We start from the raw sequence: 22,474 nt of genomic DNA on the forward strand, positions 1-22,474 counted from the left end.
ATTATGACAACCATTATTGGTTTACTATTAGCAATTATTTTTATTGGCGTAGGGATGGTATTGAAAGGGGTATCCGTTCAGTCCCTTGCGAACCCCGCCGCTTTTTTAATTATTTTTGGCGGAACCATTGCTGCTCTGCTTGTCGCCTTTCCCATGAGTGAGATTAAGAAACTGCCGCAATTATTGAGAATTGCCTTTTTGGAACCGAAGCTCCCGACACAAACAGAGATTATTGACACGATGGTGGAATGGTCGATTGTTGCAAGGACGGAAGGTGTTCTAGCCTTGGAGGAAATTGCCGAAACGGTGGACGATCCATTTTTAAAAAATGGCTTAGAAATGATTATTGATGGCAGTGACCGTAAGCAGATGGAAGAGATTTTATACGATGAATTAGAGTCGGTAGCGGAACGACATAAGGTCGGCGCCCTGATCTTCAGCCAAGCTGGCATGTACGCCCCGACTTTGGGAGTGTTGGGAGCGGTTGTCGGATTAATTGCCGCTTTGGGAAACTTAAAGGATATGGATAAGTTAGGCTACTCCATCGCAGCAGCATTTATTGCAACACTTTTAGGTATTTTCTCCGGATATGTCCTTTGGCATCCGATTTCCAATAAATTAAAGCGCATTTCAAAAAAAGAACAGGACATTAAGGTGATGATGATTGATGGCTTGCTAGCCATTCAAGATGGGTTAACCCCTAAATTAATCGAACGGAAACTGTCTGTCTATTTACCTTCAAAAGCACGCATAAAGCAGGAGGAAATGATAAGTGAAGCGGCGGAGATATTCTAACCATGACGAAGAGCATATTGACGAAAGCTGGTTAATCCCATATTCAGATCTTTTAACATTGCTGCTGGCGCTGTTTATCGTCCTTTTTGCTTCAGGCAGTATCAACAACGATAAGCTTCAGCAAATTATGATCTCGATGAATAGCGCTTTAAAAGGACAAGGGAGCAGCATGATCCTTAAAGAAAATAGCGGAATAACGAAGGAACTTGAAAAAAGTAAACCGCAGACAAATAAACAAGCGGAAACAGAGAAACTACAGAGTTTAATGGGGCAAATTGAAAATTATATTAATGAACGGGGATTAAACAAGGTCATCACGATTCAGGATGAACCGAAAGGGATTAAACTTTCGTTAAAAGATGTGATTTTGTATGAATCAGGCAGTGCTGAATTAAAAGGAGATTCTCTCTCGATTCTAACCGATCTTTTGGATTTAATTAAGCAAGTGGAAAATCCCATCAGCATCGAAGGTCATACGGACAATGTCCCGATTACAGGCGGCAGGTTCAAATCGAATTGGGAATTATCATCCGCACGCGCGTTAACGGTTCTTTATTTTTTCGAGGAGAAAGGGATCCCGTCTAACAAGCTGCAATTTTCCGGATTTGGGGAACAAAAACCAATTTTTCCAAATGATACGCTTGAACATAGACAGGCGAATCGCCGCGTAGATATCACTATTTTAAAAACAGAATAATAAATGATAAAATGAACGCCCAATTAACAAATTGGCGTTTTTTGCTTACATTTCCGGCATTATTGGACATACTATCAGACAAGTCAAAATAAACGCCAGTTATGGACGGATATAATGAGGAGTTACGCGATGTCTTTAGTGATTTTTTCAACTGTAAGTTTAATTGCCGTTATTTATTTTGCGGTTAAGCCAAAGAGTCTTACACCACTTGAACTAGTGATGATCGTGATCCTTGTGATTTATCTGGACAGCAATGTGATGGATATTGTCATGTTAAACCTGAAGCGGATTCATTTATCGGAAAATCTCGCAGGCCAGTTTGCCTTTTATTGCACCTTTATCCTACTATATCCGCTGATGATTGCCTGGAATATTGATCATATAAGTTCCATCCGACATAAATTAGGTAAATTTATTTTCGTGCTCCTCACCATTTTGACCATTACCGGGTTTGAAAGCTTAAGCAAATATGTAAAAGTTGTAACATACGTCAACTGGAACTGGTGGTTGGATCTTGCTCAATGGCTTACGATTTGGCTGGCTACTTATTTTATCCATAAGTTGTTCCAAAAATTAGTCCTGAAAGAGTTGAAGCAATAATGCTCCCATTTCCGGAAAGGTTCGATAGCAATGAATGGTTTATTATCATTTCCTTACTTGTCACGTATGCTATTATTTTTATTCTTCCAAAGAGGTTTCCGCATACTATTAGTTTGATCATGCTCCTTTTTAGCATGACATATGTCCAAGTTCTTGACCATATTTTAGCTGGATTAAGTTTTGATTTATATGACATCAATGACGTGGAGAAATACGAATGGCTCGACCTCATTACGTGGTTCCTCTATCCGCCATTTGGCTACATTCTCGTCTACTTTTTTGATAGATGGTCCGTTCGCAGCGTTGGTGTATTTTGGTATATTTTACTCTGGGCATTTATTGCAGTGGGGGAAGAGGCTCTTAGCTTGAAGTTTAACATCTTTACCTACACCGGGTGGAAACTACCCTATTCCTTCCCCGTTTATCTCATCACCTTGAGTATTTATCTACTTTTCTTCCTATATATAAAAAGCACTTTTGAAAAATTAAAACAATAAAGGACCAGTTTCACGAAGAATCCGACCCTTTTTCATACAAACTTCATTTTTTTATATCAACTGGTGTTATCGCTTGACCGCTAGTTAATACGCTTACCAGATTGTCCGCCGCCAAATTCGCCATGCTCATTCTCGTCTGGATACTTGCACTGCCGATATGCGGCAAGGTAACTACATTGGGTAAAGACAGTAACGCGTGATCCACCGGGACCGGCTCTTGTTCAAACACATCAAGCCCGGCAGCCCAAATTTGTCTTTCTTTAAGGGCATGATACAAGGCATCCTCGTCAACAATCCCGCCTCTTGCTGTGTTAATCAAGATACCCGTCCGTTTCATCAAAGCCAACTCTTCTTTTCCAATCAGGTGGTGAACTGCAGGACTGTATGGGAGCAGAAGGCAGACAAAATCAGCTTGCTGCAGCAATTCCTTTACCTCTCGAAAGTGGATTCCCAGTTCCTGCTCCTTTTCCTGTTTTCGAGTCCGGTTATAGTACAGGACATTCATATCAAAGCCCTTAGCCCGCTTGACGAGTGCCTCTCCAATTCTGCCCAGACCAATAATTCCAAGTGTGGCTCCATATACATCTTGTCCGGTTAGCTGCATCAAAGACCATGCCCCCCACTCGCCATTCCGCAGCATGTCAGAAGACTCCACAACCCTCCGTGCGGCTGCCATTAACAAGGCAAAGGTTAAATCTGCTGTCGTTTCGGTTAAGACTCCTGGTGTGTTGGTTACAATAATGTTTTTTCTTGCAGCGGCTTCGATATCGATATTGTTATAGCCGACCGCCAGATTACAAATCACCCTTAGATGCTGTGCATTAGCGAGGACCTCTTCATCAATCAGATCCGTTAACAAACATAATAGGCCATCGACTTCTACGATTTCTTTTAGTAAAACCTCCCGTGGAACAGGAATCGTTTCCTCCTCCCACATTTTGATGTGAAAATGGTTGGTGATTTTTTCAACAATCTCCTCAGGAAGCTTTCTAGTTATGTAAACTGTACCGTTCAATTGATTCCCCACCTTTTAGGCTTTACCCACGTTTTTTGACCCGTCAATTCTCTTTTTATCCTACCATAGTTCTTACTGAATATGAAAAATATGGGCATAGGTTGAGGGCGATGGAAAATGGAAGTATAATAGGTTAATAATCACTAGTAGGGCAAAAGTATAAAGACCTGTTACCAGGCATCATGATTGGGGGAAAACATGAAACAGGAAGGTTCAAAATCTATTGGGCTGCCGCTGACCATATCGATTATCGCCATCTCGTTTTCGGCTATTTTTGTAAAATGGTCAGATGCACCAGCCTCCATTTTGAGTATGTACCGCATGTGGTTTGCAAGTATTTTGATGATTCCGATCGTATGGAAAAATCGCCACGAATTCAAAAAAATCGTCAAAAAGGATTGGTTCTTTTTATTTTTTTCCGGCTTCTTTTTGGCGCTGCACTTTGTCCTTTGGTTCGGCTCATTAAAGCTAACAACGGTAGCAAGTTCAACGATCATTCTTGCCTTGCAGCCGATTGTTTCGCTAGTCGGGGGCTTTTTCCTATTTAAAGAACGAACGACACTGTCAGCATTAATGACGATGGGGATTGCCATTGTCGGCGCGATGATGATCGGCTGGGGGGATTTCGGTTTAAGCCGGGATGCCATTATGGGCGATCTGCTCTCGTTCTTCAGCGTCATCGCTGTGGTTGGCTACTTATTTATTGGGCAAACCATCGTGAAAAAAGTATCGCACTGGCTTTACAGCTTTTGTGTATTTTTCTTTGCAGCCATCATTCTTACCATTTATAACGTGGGAACTGGTGTTGACCTTGTAGGTTATCCCGGCAAAGAATGGGGGATCTTCCTTTTACTTGCCACCGTTCCAACCGTCAGCCACGTCATCAATAACTGGCTGTTAAACTATGTCAATGCGACAACGATCTCCATGAGTATTTTAGGCGAACCTGTCGGATCGACAATCTTAGCCATGCTTTTATTAAATGAACATCTCGTCAGTTGGCAAATTGCCGGCGGCCTGCTTGTCCTCCTCGGCGTCTTTTTCTTTTTAACAAGGCAAAATAGGCCGATTCCACAAGCGGTAAAAGAAGGGACAATTACTCAATAAAAAGAAGCAGGGGACTGTTCCCTGCTTCTTTTTTAGGTATAAATGCCCTGCTTCTTACGCCTGTCGGCTTTCAAGCCTGCGTGCAATTAATGATAAGCAATAATTTACAATAAAGTACATGAGCGCAACGACTACAAAGACAGGAATTACGTAATTAACATTTTGTGCATAGATGATTTGGGCATTGTGCATAAATTCTGGTAGGGCAATAATCACGCACAGTGATGTGTCCTTTAATAACGAGATAAATTGACTGACAATAGGTGGCACCATGCGCCGTAAGGCTTGTGGCATGACAATGTGCCATAATGTTTGAATATACGTTAACCCCGATGAACGAGCAGCTTCAATTTGTCCTTTATGAATGGAATTCAAGCCGCTTCTTACAATTTCAGCCAGCATCGCTGATTCAAACAGAGTCAATGCCGAGATCGCCGCAGCCGTGGGGCTAAGCTTCAATCCCACTTCTGGCAGGGCAAAAAAGGTAAAGAAAATGATCAGTAACAGCGGCATATTTCGAATCGTTTCGACAATCACCGCCACGACCTTCGAAAGGAACTTAATTTTTGCATAGCGTAAGGTTCCTAACACGATTCCGATAATAAAGCTTAATACAATCGAAACAAAGGCAATGTAAAGCGTCACCTTAAAACCATCGGCGAGGAATTTTAAATGATCGACTGAGAGAGCTCCTGCAATATCCATAAATCCCCCTCCTTAATGGCTTCTAGCCAAGCGTTTTTCCAGATAACCTACGCCCAGACTTAATGGTATTGTTAACACAAGATAAAAGATGGCCACAAAAATATAGACATCAAATGTAACGAATGTATGGGAGGATACAAGATCACCGAAATACATTAAATCTAACCCAGCAATCATCCCCAAAATCGCGGAGTTTTTCACCAGATTAATAAACTGGTTGCCAATGGGAGGAATGACTATTTTAATCGCCTGCGGTAAAATAATGACCCTCATCGCCTGCAAATAGGTAAGACCTGATGATCTCGCTGCCTCCATTTGGCCTTTCGGTACAGATTGTATTCCAGCTCGAATCGCTTCGGCAATGAATGATGCCGTATAAATGGCAAGGGCAATCGTACCTGCCACAAATCCGGATAGCGTAACTCCGATAGAAGGCAGCCCGATATAAAAGAAGAAGGCTATGATTAGAAGAGGAATATTCCTGATAAACTCTACATATACGCTGCCAATCCAATTTAAGGGTTTAATGGGTGCAATTCTCATAACGGCTACAATCACGCCAATAATAAAGCTTCCGATCAAGGCAATGATGCTAGACATCACGGTATTCTTAAATCCTTCTAAATATGTATCCAAGTTATCTATCAGTATAGAAAAATCAAGCAAATAGATCTCCCTCCTTTTCTTAAGAAGTGGGGGATGAGCATAAGCTGCTCATCCCGATATCAGTGGCTGTTAGTTGGATTTGATCCATTTTTTGTGAATTTCATCGTACTTTCCGTTATCTTTCATCTTCTTTAGAGCGCTATTAATTGCGTCAACTAACTCTTTATTTCCTTTTTTAACCGCAATTCCGTAAGGCTCTTCCGTAAAAGTCCCACCGACTAGCTGATAGTTTGCATCTTGGTCAACCATTCCATAAAGAATGGAATCATCCGTTGTTAAGGCATCTCCCTGACCGGATTTCAATGCTGTAAAGGCTTCTGTATAGTTTTCAAATTCTAAAACAGTCGTCTCTGGAGCTTTTTCACGAATATTGATGGCAGATGTTGAGCCTTTAACCGCAAGAACCTTCGTACCCTTTTTCAAATCCTCAAGTCCTTTGATTGAGCTTCCTTTTTTGACAAGTAATGATTGTCCCGCATCAAAGTACACATCAGAGAAATCAACTTCTTTTTTACGTTCCTCAGAAATCGTCATCGTTGCAACAATTGCATCAATATCGCCATTGTTTAGCATTGGGATACGAGTTTTAGAGGTAACCTCTTTAAACTCAACTTTCTTCTCATCGCCAAGAATGTCTTTCGCCAACTGTTTTGAAATATCAATATCAAAACCTTCTACTTCGCCGGAAGACGGGTTCTTAAGTCCAAATAATCGTGTATCATATTTTACACCGATCACAATTTTTCCATCTGCCTTGATTTGTTCTAAAGCATTTTTTGCTGTTGCTGTACCCGCGGTTTCTTTTTTCTCCTCTTTACCGCATGCTGAAAGCAGCATGGAAGCCGATAATAAAAGAACTCCCGCAATCTTACTTGTTTTACTCTTAAACATAGTAATCCCCCTTAGTTTCTAATGATTTAATATACGGCTTAAAAATAGACGCGCTCTCTCTTCTTTTGGATTCGCGTAAAAATCAGCCGGTTTTCCCTGTTCAAGAATCTGCCCATGGTCCATGAATATGATGCGATCGGCTACTTCTTTCGCAAATCCCATTTCATGGGTAACGACGACCATCGTCATCCCTTCTTTTGCTAGCGCTTTCATAACATCCAGCACTTCGCCAATCATTTCCGGATCGAGAGCAGACGTAGGCTCATCAAACAGCATAATTTCAGGCTTCATGGCAAGTCCTCTTGCAATCGCCACCCTTTGCTGCTGGCCACCTGATAACTGCGATGGATAAGCGTTTGCCTTTTCTGGTATACCTACTTTTTCAAGATAATACCTGGCTATTTTCTCAGCTTCCGCTTTCGATTGTTTTAATACCATCAAGGGTGCAATCGTAATGTTTTCAAGAACGGTTTTATGTGGATATAAGTAAAAATGCTGAAATACCATCCCGATATTTCGTCTTAATTGATTGATATTTGCCTTTTTGTCATTTACCTTAAAACCATTAACGGTTAATTCTCCGCCAGAGATCGTTTCTAGCTGATTAATACAGCGAAGCAGCGTACTTTTCCCTGACCCTGAAGGCCCGATGACAACGACCACTTCTCCTTTATTAATTTCTAGATTAATATCTTTGAGAACATGAAAGTCCCCATAATATTTGTTTACCGAATCAAACTGAATCACGCCAATCCTCCTCCCTGTTGTTCTTTTCCTATGTATGCGGCCTGTTGAATGGACATTTGTCGATAAATTGTTACTCTTTAGAATTGACAAATAACTACAGGTATATAGACATACTACAGTTTATTTCGTATTTAGTAAATATCAATTCGGAAACTTTCAAATATTTCTGCATATTTTTTACCATTTTTTTGAGGATATTTTTTAAAAAAGGCGTCTCCTGAATCTTTGTTCGTTATACTGAACGAAATAATAAGAAAAAAGAAGAAATCATACGAAAAAGTACCATTTTATTGACATTACCTCCATATTTAGGGATATATGAGGTTTTATTTCTATTTTTTTGTATATTATAATGAACTTATTAGTTCAATATAATGAACAGTGAGGGTGGTGAAAATGAAGAGACTCACAGCGAGCGTTCTATTTGCACTTATGATGTTAGGGGTAGGAACTACATATGCTTTTTCAGATGCTGGTACGGCCATTTCCACTTGGTTCCAACATTCCTTTATAGAACGAAGCAGCGAAATAGAGAATGCGGCAACGAACGACATGATTGCTTCATTTACAAGGCTATCAATAGACATTCAAAACGCTGCACAAATGGCAGGGGAGCAATTAATGGAGTTTCAATTGAAAATGACGGCCGATTCTGAAAAAACGGTTGATGAACATAATGAACATTATATCCAGCAGCTTCAGGCGACCAAGGAAAATCTCAAAAAACAAAATGAACATGCAATCCAGCTTTACACAGAACAAGCAAAAGCTAGAGAAGCAGCACAAATAACCAAGGATGCCGAAGCAATTCTAGCGGAGCTATTAGAAGAACAAAATTGATTACCGGATCCAATCGTGTTCTTTAATACAACAAAACCAAAATTTGAAAGGATGGAAAAAATCATGAAATCAATGAAAACAAAAATCGTAACAGGTGTCGTAGCAGTAGGTTTATTATCAGGTGTTGGAGCTGCGTTTGCTAAAACAGATGCAGGGGAAATTTTACAGGGGTGGTATGATGGTCAATTTGGAAAATCAACTTCATCACTTGAATCAGAGACAGCTAAGTACGGAACGGATCAACAAACAGCTTGGTCAGGTGAGTACAATAATTTAAAAACAGATGCCACTAACAGCATTAACGGAACCAAAACAAGTGAAACGAACAAAGCAAAAGGCGAAATCAATGGTGCCAAAAAAGGACATCTTGACGTATTGAAGGCAAAAAAGGCTGAGATTTCAGGTTATATGGATGATCAATTTGACGCCATTTCAGTAGCTGCTCAAAACGGCATTAAGAGTGCAGGTGACAAAACATTGACAGATGCATACGACGATTTACAAAAGCATACAGAGAGCAAGGGATGGGATGCATATGTAGATATGAATTCACAACTTGCCTCAGCAGAATTTGATGCAATTAGAGACTTGGAAGATGCGATTTATTTTGCAAAAAAAGATTTACAGGATCAATTAAATGCTGAAACTTCCGCCACGACAACGGAAATTAAAGAGGCGATTGATGCAAAAATTGCGGAACTGCGAACGCTGATTACTGCAAAGAAAAATGAACTATTAACTGCCCAACAGGAGTTTATTTCTAAAGAGGCGCAAGATCGGGTAACCAAGGCAAAAGCAGACCTAGATGCTACTGTTTTTGATACTATCAACCAATAATCAAAACCATCAATAGGGCCTCCTTCCTATGAGGCCCTATTTTTAAAACACGGAGGGCGTTAACAATGACTAGGAAAGATACGTATAAAAAAAAGAATCGTTTTAGTCTTAAGCTTCTTATAGGAGTTCTGCTTTTAAGCGGCGCGGTTGTTGGCAATATCGGGATCGCCTACGCGGACCAAGATATTAACTCTCTGTTATCCAATTGGTTTGACAAAAAGGGACAAGAATCAATCAGCTCAATCGAAAATGCCATAATAGCCGAAAAAGAGCGGCAAAAGACACGTTTAAAAGAAGAACTGCAATCGGAATTAACGAACTCCGCCCAACTGCTTGCGCATTATACCGAAAAGGAAAAGCAAAAGCGAATTCTTGACTTGCAACAATACGCTGACAAACTCATTGAAGATATGAAACTAGAAAACAACCAAGCAGAAAAACAAAGGATTACTGCTGACATGGACAAAGAAATTCAAAAGGCTATAAAAGAATTGGAAAAGATTAAACCAAAAGGTAAATAACACTTTTATTTTTAAGAAATATCAAAGCGAGGGAACCGTCCCCTGCTTTATTTTAAATCTATAAAAGGTGTTGCCCCTCCTGTTACGGTTGGCAGGTGGCCATCCCATTTTTCCAAGGCTTTTTCTTGGACTTCAATTTGTTTTAATTGGATTAATTCGGCTGTTACTTCTTGTTTTTTCAATCGTAATGCTTGGGCCTCTGCTCCTGCTTGAGCGATTTTCTGCTCTGCTTCAATTTTTATTCGTTCGAGGTCTCTTTGTGCCCGTAAGGCATTTTGTTCAGCGGTTTGTTTGGATTCAATTGCTTTATTGAATTCTTCACTAAAGGCAAATTCCTTAATATTGATATCTTCCAGGATCATATAATATTTTGTTAACTTGCTTCCAAGCATATCCTTCACTTGTGCTGATACCTCTGGACGTTTGGAGATTAACTCTTCCGCGGTGTACTGAGCGGTAATCGCCTTAAGTGACTCCGCTATCGCTGGGTCAACAATCCGGGAACGATAATCTAGGCCGATTTCTTGATAAAGCTTATTCACGGCTTCTGGATCAACGGAATAGTTCACCGCCACCTTGGCCGTGACCATTTGCAGATCCTTCGATGCTGCCGTCTGGGTACTTTCTTCTTTTTGCACCCGAACCTCAATCAATTGAACCGTTTGGATAAATGGAATCTTAAAATGAAACCCTTCTGTAAAAATGGTCGGTTTAACGGCCCCTAATTGCAAAAGAACACCTCTATTACCGGATGCTACGGTTGTCGTTGAAAAATAGCCAACTACTAAAATAACAATCGCAATCAGTCCGCCGATAGTAGATTTCATATATCTCATTCGGATCCCCCTTTTCACGCATACTTTCCATCGAAAAATAACCGTTCAGATAACCTTATGAAAATAGTTTTCATTTTATACATTCGTTTATGGGGGAACCGCGTAATAAATCGACTCAAGTTCGAAGAATTGTCAATTAATATCCAGCAAATGTCGTAAGTTTTGAAAAATAGGTAGTAAGTGTCCGAAATAATGTCGTAAGCGCTCAGAAACATCACATGTGTTAATTGGTGAGATGGAAAAACAGTAAAATTTATCAAAAAAATAAAAAACGGCTTGATTTAGAAATCCTAAATCAAGCCGTTTTTTATGTATGAACTCTGCAGCTTTAATCTTTTGCTAATTGGGGTTAACCAACCCTATCACAGCCTAAGCCCGTTTCTTATACGGGTCTTCTCGATAATCTGCTTTTCGTTTATAGATAACTTTTCCTGATTCTTCTTTTCCGTGAATGGAGGTAATAACCGCTCTTACACCCGTAACAGTTTCTCCAAGTTTATACGACTTTTTGTCTACTTTTGATACCACTGCTCTATTCATGAAGATGCACCTCCAAAGATATTATTGATCGTATTTAAAAGGTTGTAATTATCGAGAAAGATCTCGTCAATCTCATTTTGACTTAATGACTTTCTTCCCGAAATGGCAACTGTCAAAACCAATTGGTTCCCTATAGGATAACATAAAACATACGTATTATCAAAGGCTGTACTACTTTTTTGGAAAACCAGCTCGTTGCTCTGTAAAAAACAATCTATGACGATAATTCTATCTGTTTTTCGCCTATTTTCATTCACATCAAAAGGATAAAATTTACCTTGGCCATCATTTCCAGCTACTTGTTTCAGACCATCGATGCCCTCTGCTTGCCAAACACCGATTCCTTCAACGTAATAAGAATAGGGTGCTTGATAAGCGTTCCTAACGGCTTCTTGTAGATATTCAAACTTTTTAGCTGGGTCTGCCAAGAGTCGTTTTGATAAAGTTCGGAGTATGCGAATGAGGGCATAGTCCTTATCCATGTTTGCTTGAGCTTCGGCTAAACGCTTTGCTGGATCCTGAAAAATGCCCATCTCTCTTATTTTTCTTTTTATCGCCCTGCAGGCTACATTAACAGCAGCATCGTGATTATGATCACCACGTATTTCGTACCTTAATACAGTAAGTCCATCCAAATCGGATGGTAAACGAAAACCTTTTACTTCCTCACTTTCAGGTGTAACACTAGGAATGATGTAAAATACTCGTCCTCTTCTTAACCTTCCCCAGAAAAGCCCCATTTCAAACAAAGTATTGTCTCTTGTTGTAAATGTAATGGTACCTCGTATATTTACAACATCGTCCGGTGAGAATACAAATACAGCAAAATCATTTTCATCTAATTGGCGTTCAAGACTTTCCATATTATATTCGAGTGGGCGAAATGCACCTGCTGTCCAAGGGGTAACCTCAGCAACATGTGTAAGTGCTTCATGTATGGCATCAACATAGTCAGCGGATTCTCTGGCAGAACCAATAAATAATCTTGGTTTGATTTGGGTCATTTCTCCTCCAAAAGGTGTTATTTAGCAATGTATTTACTCTTATTATATCACCCTTTTTTGGAATATTTAACCACAGAAGTCATTATTTAAAAACTAAGGCCATTGTAATTATAATAATAACAAGGATTGGAAAATAGAATAGGCTTAATGTAGTAGAGAGACAAATACGGATCCAAGAGCTAATTTCTGGCTCGAAAGGTTTTACATTCATTGAAAACTCGACAACCTCTTCCGCACCTTTTTTTCTAACGTGATCATAAAGTTTTCTGAACAATTTTTCCTGCCAAAGAAAATAACCATCTAAAAACCAAAAGAAAATAGTGGGGATTAATGCAATAGAAATGAATCGATAGTCTATCTCTTGAGTATTCGCAAAAACAAAAAGTCCAGCAACAAGAGTAACCGCCCACCCCTTCAATAAAAAGGAATTTTGCCCCATTCGATTGATGACTCCCTGAATAAATTCAAGATGTTTTAACTTATTTTCATTCATACTATACCCCCAAATGCTATTTATTATAGTATTCAAGCGAAAACAAAGAATTCCTGTTTTATTTTAAGTGGTGGTGGAATTAATATTTGTAACCCACCTATTTTTTTATATTGCATTTTTGGATGAATAGCCATATTAGATTCATTTTTTAAAAAATTTTGAATGAAAACTTTTCAAAAATCCTCATTTTAAAAAAACGGCCTGGTTTAAGAATTTCTAAACCAAGCCGTTTTTCATGTATAAAGTTATTGAGCTATAGCTAATGGAGCTAATTGTTTAATGCGGTCTTCAGCTTTATATTCAAATGGCTTAGGAAGTGTTTTTACAAAGTTTACCGTACCTTGTAAATCTTCAGGACCCACTTCCATATCGGTTGCAAGATCATTAATACCATATTTTGCATTTCCATACATATAGTTGTTTACCACAACCGTGTATTCTTTATTCTTATCAATCCTCTGGCCATTTGGCAAGAAGATATCTACGACTTTGCCTGTATTTCCATCCCATGTGTATTTAAAACCAGCCACATGGAAGTCGAGGCGATATGATTTGGTTCCATTTGATTCAGTAGTTTCTGAAATTTGGTTATTCAGAACGGTTTCCAAATCTGCCCCGCTAAGCTTTACTTTATTTAACACATTACCGAAAGGCTGGATGGAGAAAAGGTCACCAAACGTTACAGTACCTGCATTAAGATTAGCTCGGACACCACCGCCATTCATTAAGGCAAAATCAGCATTCATTTCAGCTTTCATACCATCTGCAATCAAGTTGCCTAGGGCAAAGTCACCTGTTGTCGCGCTAGGGTATGCACTATTTAATGTTGTTTTAGACTCACCAACTACTTCGGCTTTAATCGGTGCGATCTTTTCTTCATACTTCTTCATAATCGTTGATACTTCTGGATCTGGCGTGTAATCTTTTTGGAATACCGTTACAATCTCTGCTTGCTTTTCAACAATGTCCCCAGTTATTGGGTCAAGCTGTAAATCAACATCGGAAAAAGCGGAGCCGTAAGAGTATGCCTGAACAATCAGCTTGTTATCTACAACTTTATTGACACCAACATGGTTGTGGGCAGCGAAAATAACGTCTACCTCATCATCCACTTGCTCTGCAATTTTTGAAGCATCAAATGAAGCACCGTTACCTGTTTGTGTGGTTGGATTATGGGCAAGAACCACAATCGCTTTGATGCCTTGTTTCTTTAATTCAGCCGTGTATTTGTTGATGGCTTCCGCTTCATCCGTTATTTGCAGATTTTCATTCCCTTTGGACACGATCATGTTTGGCGTTTCTTGCGTTACCACACCGATGAATCCCATTTTCTTGCCGCCGATTTCTTTAATAGCATACGGTTCCGTAATTAATTCGCCTGTTGATTTATCAAACACATTGGCTGCGACAACAGGAAAATTCATTCCCTTATAACCGGGATTTCCCTTTGGATGGTCGCCGCCATGAATCATCCGCTGCAATTCATCCATTCCTTCATCAAATTCATGGTTACCAAGTGTACCAACATCAAACTTCATGGCATTCATGACTTCTACAGTTGGTTCGTCCTGGAAAAGAGCGGAAATAAGCGGGCTTCCGCCGATCATATCACCTGCATGAACTAAAAGTGTGTTCGGGTTTGTTGCTTTCCGCTGTTTCATTGCGGCCGCTGTGTACTTCATATTACCGGCCAATTCCGTTCCAACCTTCGTATCTGTATCAAGTTGGCCATGTAAATCGTTTAAACCAAGTAATTGGACTTTTATCGGACTTAAATTTAATTTAAAGATTCCAAAGCCTTGATCATCTGTTTGATTTGTATAGGTGATGTTGCTGTCTTGTTTAATATAGGCTTCTGCTCTTGGAGATGTCGTGAATGTAACATTTACATCGCCATCAATTGGGGCAATCGACCAATTGTTATCAGCAGTAGGAACGATCTCTTTTGTCTCTGAAATATAATCCATCAATATTTGACGATTTTCATCAGCGGAGTCAACCACTAATTCGCTGCCTTTAACACCTGGGAAGTTACCACCGCCGCCGGCACGATAGTTGTTTGTCACTACAATAAAGTCCTGATTAAGATCCACTGGCTGACCATTGTATGTGAGATTGATGACACGGCTTGAATCTGGATTGATTAGTTTTCCTGTTGTATCGTATTTCGCTGGTTTTGTTACATCGATTTGATAGTTTACACCGTCAATGACATCAAAGTTATACACCGGGAACGCCGTGTTTAACAGGGTTTGTTCTTCCGTTTTCGCCGGATCAATTTGATTGAACTTGCCTGCCGTCATTTCAATCCATTCTTTCACGACTGAACCCTTCACCTTAATGGCTTTTAACGTGTTGTCATATAGATACAAATCGCCCGCACTGCGGATGGTTAAATCGCCTTTTTTAATTTCAGTATATTCGTCTACTCCATTGCGGCCAGCCTTGAATGGAGCACCAACCGAAAGAATTGGTAAATCTTTAAACTCCGGTTTACTTTGGGCAATGTATTTTTCAACGTACCATTTTTGAGCATTCGTTACGACTTGAATCGAAGGATCATCTTGAATTAATGAAAAATAGCTGTGAATGTCGTCCGTTGTTTTCCCGATTGGGGTATTCACATAGTTAATGGTTGCATCATGATCAGCTTTTAACAGCTTTGAAATGGTTTTATCAGGTTCTACCGTGCTTACTGTTTTTGACTGACCAGTAACAGGATCTTTAACATCCTTATAAGTCTCACGGGTAGAGGATTGAGAATTCACCACTGACCATTTGCCCTTCTCTTTCTTAATTTGCAAATCGATTAGTCCTAAAGAGCCCCCGCCATAGCCTGCTTGTACAGCTGGCACACCGTTAATAGTTCCTTTGGCATTATCCACTCCTGATAAGGGCTTTTTATCTGCGCCTAAAAATAATCCATCAAGAGCTGCCTCCGATTTAGCAGGGAACAACTTATGTGTATGGGAAAATGTGATGGCATCAATTCCAGGTACTTCACTTAAAGAATAGATGACATCTTCCGTGTTGGCCTTATCGCCGCTGAATCCGGAATGAGTCATGGCAATGATTAGATCTGCGCCCTTTTGTCTCATCTGCGGGATATACTTCTTTGCCGTTTCCACAATATCTTTGGCGATAACCTTACCTTCAAGATGGGCTTGATCCCACTCGGTAATTTGAGGAGGGGCAAATCCAATATAACCAATTTTTATCTTATGCTTCTTCCCGTTCTCATCCACTACATCTTTCTTAACAATTTGATATGGAGTGAATTTATTTTTATCATTATTTGGATTCTGATCATGATCATCCACATACACGTTCGCATTGATCACCGGGAAGTTTGCATCATTATAGGTCTCATCTAAGAAATCTAGTCCATAATTGAATTCATGGTTCCCGAGTGTAGCCATATCGTAACCCATTTGGTTCATCGCTTTAATGGCAGGATGGTCTTCTCCCTTTTTCAATGGGTCTATATTCGCCTTATATGTGCCAAGCGGAGTCCCTTGGATTAAGTCCCCGTTGTCTACTAAAACACTATTCTTTACTTCTTTTCGAGCTTGTTTTACTAGAGTAGCTGTTTTTGCTAACCCAACCTTTTCATATGGAGCATCCTTATAATAATCATATGGTAATAAATTTGTATGGATATCGGTCGTTTCCATAAGTCGTAAGTTTACGAGATCTTTCGCAGCTTTGTCATGTTTATCAGAACGAACATTTTCGGCTCCATGGTTATTATTTTGCTTTTGATTGCCTGCTGCGTTTACTTGTGATGAAAAGAGTGGCGCTGACAGTAGCGTTAACGCAAGTGAAGCGGATAAAATACGCTTTGGTCCTAGGCTGTTTCTTTTTCTCATACCTGATTCACCTTTCTGAGTAAGCAGTTTTTTGTTTAGTATAGGACAGGTCTATCTGTTAGTACTCTACCAAAACTGTGTGTTAATCAGGTAACGGTCTTGTAAATTTAGAGTAAAGTATATAAATAGATTGTAAACCTTCTACTCCATTTTCGTTTTCCAACCTCATTGATGGAACAGGCTTCCTGGCGACAAAACGTGGCTCAAGGTCATGTAATCGGACTTTATCTAAACATTAAAAACAAGATGGGCCATTGTAACGGCTCATCTTGTTTCATTCTTGTACCTCTTATTCTTTACTCGTTGCATTCGTTTTTCTTTATATTGTCCAAAATCCCAGCTCGACAAAAATTCTTTTGCAGAAGTATAGCCTGATTTATAGAGAAAATCAGTTTCATCCCCGTATAGTACAAAATCAGTTGCGTTGATGGTGCCAGTCGGAATTTGAATCGTGCGTTCAATCGTTTCTTCGTTCATATATCGTAAATCATGGGCCTGAAGCATCGTTTTAAATATATTTTTGAAAAGGTGGATTGGCGTTGGTATAACCGCACCTATGTTCACTTCCTCTTTCACAAAATGGAAGCCAAAGGTTGGAAAACGAGGGTTGTCTGTATCAAATATCCATATTGGAAAATTACTAAGTAATCCGCCATCTAAAATATAGGATTTGTTATGATCCTTTGATTTCCAAATAACCGGACGGAAGAAAAATGGTAAAGAAGCACTCATCATAACGGCAGTTGAAACTTTCAAATCAGCAGGAGTCATCCCATAGCGTTCCAAATCATCTGGAAAAATAAGCATTTGGCCATTCGAAACATCAGAAGCAATAATCTTCAGCTTTCCATCTGGAAGATCTGCAAATGTCTTAATTCCTTTTTCCGAAAGAAGTGAATCCATCCATGTTTCCAAATAATCGTTTTTATAAATTCCAAGATGAATCATAAGTTCTAAAAGGATTCCGAAAATGGGAATTCGATTTAGAATCGTCCTGCCTCGAAGCTTCGAGAAATTGATATCGCTCATCCGGTCTCTAATTTCATGGCTTTTATAGCCACTTGCCAAAAGAGCAGCTATTACGGCTCCCGCTGATGTTCCAGCCAGTCTTTGCCATTCTACTTTTTCCTCTTCCATGGCTTGAACCGCTCCAATAAAAGCAATCCCCCTGACCCCGCCACCTTCAAAAACAGCATCTGCCTTCAATAATTTCCACCTCTCGATAAGATTTTTCACCTTTTAAACTGCTAATATCGTTCAATAAAAATTATTGCAAATAAATAACCCAGACCTTAAAGTGCAAGGGTTTTTGTTGATTTAAAAAAATATCCTTACACACATATTCAATGAAAGAGGCGTGAAACCCTTGTTGCAACTGTATATTTTTGAAACAAAGACTCCACAGGAACGGTTCTCATGGCTTTTGATGAAGTTTTGGATATTTCAATGAGTAAGCAAGTCTTGATTTAAACAAATCCAAAATGACGTAAGAAAAAGTACACAATCAAGAATCCTCTTAAAAAAATATAACAAGAATAAATAATAGTAAAATACAAATAATATTTACCATTATTATACCTATAGGGAGGTATAGCTATAGAGAAGTCAGATTCGATTACTGTATTTCAATTAATCCTATTATCTATGACTGCGATTGGCTTAAAGAATCATGTCATTATTATTTCACCATTGATACAAACCGCAGGAAGAGACTCTTGGTTAAGTGTGATTGTTTCACTTTTTTTTGTACTTCTCTGGATACCTCTTCTATTTTTTATTCATAAAAAAACAAAGCAGCAGCACTTGAATCAATGGATGCAAAAATATACTGGAAAATGGCTAGGCAATTTTATTTTTTTCATTGTTATCTTTTATTTGACCATTATTGCGGGAGTGACATTAAGAGAGACAATTACTTGGGTCAATATTACTTTCCTACCGAAGACCCCCGTTTTTTTGATGGCGGCTTGTTTTACTTTGGTTTGTTGGATGCTGGCAGGAACGAGTCTACGTACTTTGAGTATCGTTAATATATTTCTTTTATTCTTTATTATTCTTCTCGGCTTTTTTGTGGCGATTACCAACATCAAATACAAAAATTATTCACTTCTTATGCCCTTTCTCGAACATGGATTTTCTCCTGTTTTAAAAGGGACGGTTTACCAATGTTCAGGGATGGTGGAATTAATATTTCTTCTGTTTCTTCAACACAAAACTGAAAAATCCATTCAGTTTCGCCACTTAATAATAGCTGCAGTCCTTTTAACATTGTTAACAGTTGGCCCACTGATGGGAGCTGTGATTGAATTTGGGCCTGTTGAAGCATCAAAACAGCGATTTCCTCCTTACGAGGAATGGGGACTGGCCTCTCTAGGAAATTTTATTGAACACGTCGACTTTTTATCCATCTACCAATGGTTATCTGGTGCATTTATTCGAATTTCACTACTTTTGCTACTAATAAGGGAGTATCTTCCATTTAAACAGAAACAAAAATGGTTTTTACTAATGATTTTAGCTGCAATTACTGCTATAGCATTACTGCCGATCAGTGATTTTCAATACATGCGAATCTTATCTGCGATTATTTTACCATTTACACTTTGGTTCTTCTTAGGCTTATCAGTTTTCCTCGGTCTATTGGCAGCGATTTTTGAAAGAAAAGTATGGAGGCCGAACAATGATATTTAAGAAAAAGAAAAAGAGTCAGATTACAGCTAGAAGTCCTGATGAAAAGGAAGATTCAACAGCATCAAAGTCACTAAACGAACAAACTCTTCGGGAGTTATTCAAAAAAAACGAAGATGTTATATTTGAACCTTTTAAATTCAATCAGCACAAAGTGATGTTTATTTACTGTAAGGGATTAGTTAATAACGATATGCTTTATCAAATGATTCCCGAACGTCTGGAAGCTTTTTTTTCGCAATTACATGTGGAACCTAGCAAGGAAAAGATTCTCGACCTCCTTCGCCTCCCTTCTCTTAAATTGGTAGAAAATGATGATGAAGCAGTTTCAGAGATTTTTTCCGGAAAATTGCTGATGGATTTCAATATACCGGGAAGCATTTTTCTAGTTGACGTTTCGGAACGGCCGCAGCGAAACCCGGAAGAGACAAAAACAGAAGTGAGTCTCTTAGGTCCACGTGACAATTTTATCGAAGATATTTCAATCAATACTGCTTTAATTCGAAAACGACTACGAACAACCTCGCTTGCAAGTAAATCACTTGAAATTGGCAGGCGAACAAGAACGAAAGTTTCTGTTCTGTATATAGATGATATTGCTGATAAGGAAATTTTACAAAAAGTCTTGGAAAAGTTGTCTGCTATTGATATTGATGGACTCTTTAGCGGTACACAATTAGAAGAATTACTAGATAAAAACCCATTCGGTTTGTTTCCGCGTCATGCCTATACGGGACGGCCCGACTTTGCCGTTCAATCTCTCCTTAACGGCAGAATCATTATTTTAATCGATGGGATTGCTTATGCTTATATAACACCTGTAAATCTGTTCTTTTTGTTAAAGAGCACCGAGGATAAGGAACAGAACTATGCATTTAACTCCTTTGAGCGATTGATGCGGATTGTCGGAATTCTTGTGGCCACTTTCCTTCCGGGTTTCTGGGTTGCCCTCTCTTCTTTCCATCAGAATCAGCTTCCGCTCACGCTTTTAGCAACAATTGTAGAATCGAGAAGGGGAGTTCCTCTACCCACTTCTCTCGAGGCCTTATTAATGCTGCTTATTTTTGAATTATTTAGAGAAGCTGGTCTGCGCCTGCCAACTGCAGTAGGTCAAACACTCAGCGTAATAGGCGGACTTATTATCGGAGATGCGGCAATTAGAGCAGGTTTAACAAATCCTGCCATGCTTGTTGTCATTTCAGGCTCGACTATTGCTACCTTTACACTGGTGAACCAGTGGTTAATCGGAACAGTTTCTATAATACGGTTTTTTGTCATCTTTTGTGTTTCTCTTTTTGGTTTTTTTGGTTTTTTTATCTCAATCTATATTATTTTAATTTACATTGCTCAAATTCGTATCTTTGGGGTTCCTTATTTAGGTTTAGTCACCCGTCTTGACATGATGAATATCTTAAAAACTGTTTTTCGATTACCCGATTCCAAAAAAGGCAACAGAGTAAACTCTCTAAACCCTAACGACCCTAACCGAAAAGAAGGGGAATCCTAATGAGGAGAAAACTGAAAAAACACTTGTTTCTTACATTAACCGTGCTGACTATTTTCCCGATAGCAGGCTGCTGGGATACAAATGAATCCGAGCGAATGGTATATGCTCAAGGGATAGGCGTGGATTATAAGGATGGTCATTATACCGTTTATTTACAAGTGGTAAATTTAAGCTTAATGGCAAAATCTGAGTCCAGCGGAACCGGAGGGCCTCAAGTAAATGTTGAAGTTGGCCATGCCTCGGCAAAATCGTTTGATAAAGCAGTTTTCAACCTCTATAAAAGTACCCAAAGACGCATTTTCTGGGGCCATCTTTCCTATCTTGTTTTCACAGAAAATGCTTTAAAACAAGTGGGTGTCAAAGCAACGATAGATATGTTGGATCGCTATCGGGAGACGCGTTATCGCATTTGGATATACGGGACAAAGGAACCACTTTCAAAAGTATTCGTTACAACTCCAATTCTTGATATGTCTACCGCCCTATCAAGGCTAAGTGATCCTGAAGCCACATTCCATCAAAGTTCGTATATTCGTCCGATCGATATGAGAGAACTGATTATCGCGCTAAACGAGCCTGGATACGAGGCTAGTATCCCTTTCATAAGCATTTCCGAAAAAACCTGGGTAACAGATAAAGGAGGACATAATGCAATTAAAACAGATGGGATTGCTATTACTACAAAGGATGCTCTTAAGGGAAAAATAACGAACAACCACGCCTTAGGTTATAGATGGATGAATAAAGATTTTGTTCGAGACGGGCTACAGGTAAGAAGTAAAGAAGGGCCAATGGTTGATCTAATATTTGATAAGGTAAAGTTAAAGATACAGCCAGTCGTAAAAAATTCGGAGATTCATTTTAATGTGCAGATCAAAGCAAAAGCTGCAATGCTTGTCCTAGTGAATAAAGTCAATCTTGCTAGTTTAGCATCAGAATCAGAAAAGGAAATAAAAAAACAAATTATAGAAACGTATTTAAAAGGACTTAGCTTCGACGCCGATGTATATCGACTATCAGAGGTTCTTTATAGGAAAAACGTAAAAGCCTGGAAACAAGCAGAACATAATGGAAAAATTCCGTTAACGAAAGATTCGATTAAGCTAGATATAAATGTGAAATTGGATAATGGAGCTAAACAACGTGAAGAGCCTACCTTAGAATAACTCTGCCAATAGTTTTGATTCATTTGCACATTCCTTTAAGAGTGAACCACTCCTCGTACAGGAGTGGTTTTCTTCAATCATGTCGATTAATTTTTAGAAGAATGATCATTTCTAAACTGCTTAGGAGTTAAACCTGTGTTTCATCTGTACATAAAATCATTTTTTCGATATACTAATCACCTTATGGATGAAATAGTATGATTTACATGTTCATACGCTTTTTCGAATTCGACTGCTAGATCAATATTTATAGCTGTTACACCTTTTGCAGCCCAGGAGCTGAGCAAAACAATAACGGCTTTATATTGGACGTTGATAAATGGATGATGTTGGTTTTCTTCAGCAATAAAAGCTTTGGATTAAAAAGTGAATGTTTATCAAACATAATAAATATAAATTTCAAATGATCCGAATCATCGGTTCATTTTTTTAATAGTAGTTCTAATGTTCTTA

General features: G+C 39.0%; 23 protein-coding genes. 11 read left to right on the forward strand and 12 right to left on the reverse strand.

Annotation, left to right across the window (positions count from 1 at the left end; genetic code table 11):
* Nucleotides 1-3 precede the first annotated feature (3 nt).
* The 4 genes from motA (at nt 4) to BABA_RS22325 (ending at nt 2,589) form a co-directional block, all read left to right on the forward strand.
* Nucleotides 4-795 carry a flagellar motor stator protein MotA gene (gene motA / locus BABA_RS22310; protein ID WP_007087519.1) on the forward strand — a complete coding sequence of 264 codons (792 nt, stop codon included), beginning with the start codon at nt 4-6 and terminating at the stop codon, nt 793-795.
* On the forward strand, nt 773-1,492 hold the full coding sequence (locus BABA_RS22315) for an OmpA family protein (protein ID WP_007087520.1): 720 nt from the start codon (nt 773-775) through the stop codon (nt 1,490-1,492). The genes motA and BABA_RS22315 overlap by 23 nt, the downstream gene beginning before the upstream one ends.
* Before the next feature lie 129 nt (nt 1,493-1,621).
* A complete protein-coding gene (locus tag BABA_RS22320; RefSeq protein WP_007087521.1) occupies nt 1,622-2,092 on the forward strand; it encodes a hypothetical protein in 471 nt (156 codons plus the stop codon).
* On the forward strand, nt 2,092-2,589 hold the full coding sequence (locus tag BABA_RS22325; RefSeq protein WP_007087522.1) for a hypothetical protein: 498 nt from the start codon (nt 2,092-2,094) through the stop codon (nt 2,587-2,589). Before BABA_RS22320 ends, BABA_RS22325 begins: the two co-directional genes overlap by 1 nt.
* A gap of 43 nt (nt 2,590-2,632) precedes the next feature.
* Here the strand turns inward: BABA_RS22325 and BABA_RS22330 are convergent, their stop codons facing one another.
* Nucleotides 2,633-3,604, reverse strand: coding sequence for a 2-hydroxyacid dehydrogenase (locus BABA_RS22330; RefSeq protein WP_007087523.1), 972 nt, complete (start codon nt 3,602-3,604; stop codon nt 2,633-2,635).
* A gap of 198 nt (nt 3,605-3,802) precedes the next feature.
* On the opposite strand from BABA_RS22330, the gene BABA_RS22335 reads away from it, so the two are divergent.
* On the forward strand, nt 3,803-4,711 hold the full coding sequence (locus BABA_RS22335; RefSeq protein ID WP_007087524.1) for a DMT family transporter: 909 nt from the start codon (nt 3,803-3,805) through the stop codon (nt 4,709-4,711).
* Between the two features lie 54 nt (nt 4,712-4,765).
* Here BABA_RS22335 and BABA_RS22340 read toward each other — a convergent pair whose 3' ends face one another.
* From BABA_RS22340 to BABA_RS22355, 4 genes are all read right to left on the reverse strand, one after another.
* The gene (locus tag BABA_RS22340; protein ID WP_007087525.1) at nt 4,766-5,416 is read right to left on the reverse strand and encodes an amino acid ABC transporter permease; all 651 of its coding nucleotides are present in this window, start codon (nt 5,414-5,416) and stop codon (nt 4,766-4,768) included.
* A gap of 12 nt (nt 5,417-5,428) precedes the next feature.
* The gene (locus tag BABA_RS22345) at nt 5,429-6,082 is read right to left on the reverse strand and encodes an amino acid ABC transporter permease (RefSeq protein ID WP_007087526.1); all 654 of its coding nucleotides are present in this window, start codon (nt 6,080-6,082) and stop codon (nt 5,429-5,431) included.
* A 69-nt stretch (nt 6,083-6,151) separates the two neighbouring features.
* Nucleotides 6,152-6,973, reverse strand: a complete 822-nt coding sequence (locus tag BABA_RS22350; protein ID WP_007087527.1) for a transporter substrate-binding domain-containing protein — start codon at nt 6,971-6,973, stop codon at nt 6,152-6,154.
* An 18-nt stretch (nt 6,974-6,991) separates the two neighbouring features.
* A complete protein-coding gene (locus BABA_RS22355; RefSeq protein ID WP_007087528.1) occupies nt 6,992-7,720 on the reverse strand; it encodes an amino acid ABC transporter ATP-binding protein in 729 nt (242 codons plus the stop codon).
* 396 nt (nt 7,721-8,116) lie between these two features.
* On the opposite strand from BABA_RS22355, the gene BABA_RS22360 reads away from it, so the two are divergent.
* From BABA_RS22360 to BABA_RS22370, 3 genes are all read left to right on the forward strand, one after another.
* Nucleotides 8,117-8,560: a hypothetical protein gene (locus BABA_RS22360; RefSeq protein WP_007087529.1), complete on the forward strand. Its 444-nt coding sequence runs from the start codon at nt 8,117-8,119 to the stop codon at nt 8,558-8,560.
* A 63-nt stretch (nt 8,561-8,623) separates the two neighbouring features.
* A complete protein-coding gene (locus BABA_RS22365) occupies nt 8,624-9,397 on the forward strand; it encodes a hypothetical protein (protein ID WP_007087530.1) in 774 nt (257 codons plus the stop codon).
* 65 nt (nt 9,398-9,462) lie between these two features.
* On the forward strand, nt 9,463-9,918 hold the full coding sequence (locus BABA_RS22370) for a hypothetical protein (RefSeq protein WP_007087531.1): 456 nt from the start codon (nt 9,463-9,465) through the stop codon (nt 9,916-9,918).
* A gap of 47 nt (nt 9,919-9,965) precedes the next feature.
* Here BABA_RS22370 and BABA_RS22375 read toward each other — a convergent pair whose 3' ends face one another.
* The 6 genes from BABA_RS22375 to BABA_RS22395 form a co-directional block, all read right to left on the reverse strand.
* Nucleotides 9,966-10,754, reverse strand: a complete 789-nt coding sequence (locus tag BABA_RS22375) for a prohibitin family protein (RefSeq protein ID WP_007087532.1) — start codon at nt 10,752-10,754, stop codon at nt 9,966-9,968.
* 369 nt (nt 10,755-11,123) lie between these two features.
* Entirely contained in the window at nt 11,124-11,294 is a 171-nt protein-coding gene (locus BABA_RS27415) for a hypothetical protein (RefSeq protein ID WP_157273245.1), read from the reverse strand.
* The gene (locus tag BABA_RS22380) at nt 11,291-12,298 is read right to left on the reverse strand and encodes a TIR domain-containing protein (protein WP_007087533.1); all 1,008 of its coding nucleotides are present in this window, start codon (nt 12,296-12,298) and stop codon (nt 11,291-11,293) included. The genes BABA_RS27415 and BABA_RS22380 overlap by 4 nt, the downstream gene beginning before the upstream one ends.
* Nucleotides 12,299-12,380: 82 nt before the next feature.
* Nucleotides 12,381-12,791, reverse strand: coding sequence for a hypothetical protein (locus BABA_RS22385; RefSeq protein WP_007087534.1), 411 nt, complete (start codon nt 12,789-12,791; stop codon nt 12,381-12,383).
* Between the two features lie 245 nt (nt 12,792-13,036).
* On the reverse strand, nt 13,037-16,660 hold the full coding sequence (locus BABA_RS22390; RefSeq protein ID WP_007087535.1) for a bifunctional 2',3'-cyclic-nucleotide 2'-phosphodiesterase/3'-nucleotidase: 3,624 nt from the start codon (nt 16,658-16,660) through the stop codon (nt 13,037-13,039).
* Between the two features lie 264 nt (nt 16,661-16,924).
* Nucleotides 16,925-17,866: a patatin-like phospholipase family protein gene (locus BABA_RS22395; RefSeq protein WP_007087536.1), complete on the reverse strand. Its 942-nt coding sequence runs from the start codon at nt 17,864-17,866 to the stop codon at nt 16,925-16,927.
* 408 nt (nt 17,867-18,274) lie between these two features.
* Between BABA_RS22395 and BABA_RS22400 the strand changes: the two genes are divergently transcribed.
* From BABA_RS22400 to BABA_RS22410, 3 genes are read left to right on the forward strand one after another with little or no spacing between them, the layout of a single operon-like run.
* The gene (locus BABA_RS22400) at nt 18,275-19,351 is read left to right on the forward strand and encodes a GerAB/ArcD/ProY family transporter (protein ID WP_268870173.1); all 1,077 of its coding nucleotides are present in this window, start codon (nt 18,275-18,277) and stop codon (nt 19,349-19,351) included.
* A complete protein-coding gene (locus BABA_RS22405) occupies nt 19,341-20,855 on the forward strand; it encodes a spore germination protein (RefSeq protein ID WP_007087538.1) in 1,515 nt (504 codons plus the stop codon). The genes BABA_RS22400 and BABA_RS22405 overlap by 11 nt, the downstream gene beginning before the upstream one ends.
* Nucleotides 20,855-22,021, forward strand: a complete 1,167-nt coding sequence (locus tag BABA_RS22410) for a Ger(x)C family spore germination protein (protein ID WP_007087539.1) — start codon at nt 20,855-20,857, stop codon at nt 22,019-22,021. Before BABA_RS22405 ends, BABA_RS22410 begins: the two co-directional genes overlap by 1 nt.
* A gap of 176 nt (nt 22,022-22,197) precedes the next feature.
* Here the strand turns inward: BABA_RS22410 and BABA_RS28545 are convergent, their stop codons facing one another.
* Nucleotides 22,198-22,368, reverse strand: coding sequence for a 4a-hydroxytetrahydrobiopterin dehydratase (locus BABA_RS28545; protein ID WP_083865490.1), 171 nt, complete (start codon nt 22,366-22,368; stop codon nt 22,198-22,200).
* Between the last annotated feature and the right edge of the window lie 106 nt (nt 22,369-22,474).

Source organism: Neobacillus bataviensis LMG 21833 (assembly GCF_000307875.1).
Lineage (GTDB): Bacteria > Bacillota > Bacilli > Bacillales > Cytobacillaceae > Neobacillus > Neobacillus bataviensis.

Coding starts and splice junctions, on each gene's coding strand:
- BABA_RS22360 (WP_007087529.1), top strand. CDS start 8,117: ATGAAGAGACTCACAGCGAGCGTTCTATTTGCACTTATGATGTTAGGG.
- BABA_RS22375 (WP_007087532.1), bottom strand. CDS start 10,754: ATGAGATATATGAAATCTACTATCGGCGGACTGATTGCGATTGTTATT.
- BABA_RS22320 (WP_007087521.1), top strand. CDS start 1,622: ATGTCTTTAGTGATTTTTTCAACTGTAAGTTTAATTGCCGTTATTTAT.
- BABA_RS22365 (WP_007087530.1), top strand. CDS start 8,624: ATGAAATCAATGAAAACAAAAATCGTAACAGGTGTCGTAGCAGTAGGT.
- BABA_RS22405 (WP_007087538.1), top strand. CDS start 19,341: ATGATATTTAAGAAAAAGAAAAAGAGTCAGATTACAGCTAGAAGTCCT.
- BABA_RS22380 (WP_007087533.1), bottom strand. CDS start 12,298: ATGACCCAAATCAAACCAAGATTATTTATTGGTTCTGCCAGAGAATCC.
- BABA_RS22385 (WP_007087534.1), bottom strand. CDS start 12,791: ATGAATGAAAATAAGTTAAAACATCTTGAATTTATTCAGGGAGTCATC.
- BABA_RS22340 (WP_007087525.1), bottom strand. CDS start 5,416: ATGGATATTGCAGGAGCTCTCTCAGTCGATCATTTAAAATTCCTCGCC.
- BABA_RS27415 (WP_157273245.1), bottom strand. CDS start 11,294: ATGAATAGAGCAGTGGTATCAAAAGTAGACAAAAAGTCGTATAAACTT.
- motA (WP_007087519.1), top strand. CDS start 4: ATGACAACCATTATTGGTTTACTATTAGCAATTATTTTTATTGGCGTA.
- BABA_RS22390 (WP_007087535.1), bottom strand. CDS start 16,660: ATGAGAAAAAGAAACAGCCTAGGACCAAAGCGTATTTTATCCGCTTCA.
- BABA_RS22350 (WP_007087527.1), bottom strand. CDS start 6,973: ATGTTTAAGAGTAAAACAAGTAAGATTGCGGGAGTTCTTTTATTATCG.
- BABA_RS22410 (WP_007087539.1), top strand. CDS start 20,855: ATGAGGAGAAAACTGAAAAAACACTTGTTTCTTACATTAACCGTGCTG.
- BABA_RS22325 (WP_007087522.1), top strand. CDS start 2,092: ATGCTCCCATTTCCGGAAAGGTTCGATAGCAATGAATGGTTTATTATC.
- BABA_RS22335 (WP_007087524.1), top strand. CDS start 3,803: ATGAAACAGGAAGGTTCAAAATCTATTGGGCTGCCGCTGACCATATCG.
- BABA_RS22370 (WP_007087531.1), top strand. CDS start 9,463: ATGACTAGGAAAGATACGTATAAAAAAAAGAATCGTTTTAGTCTTAAG.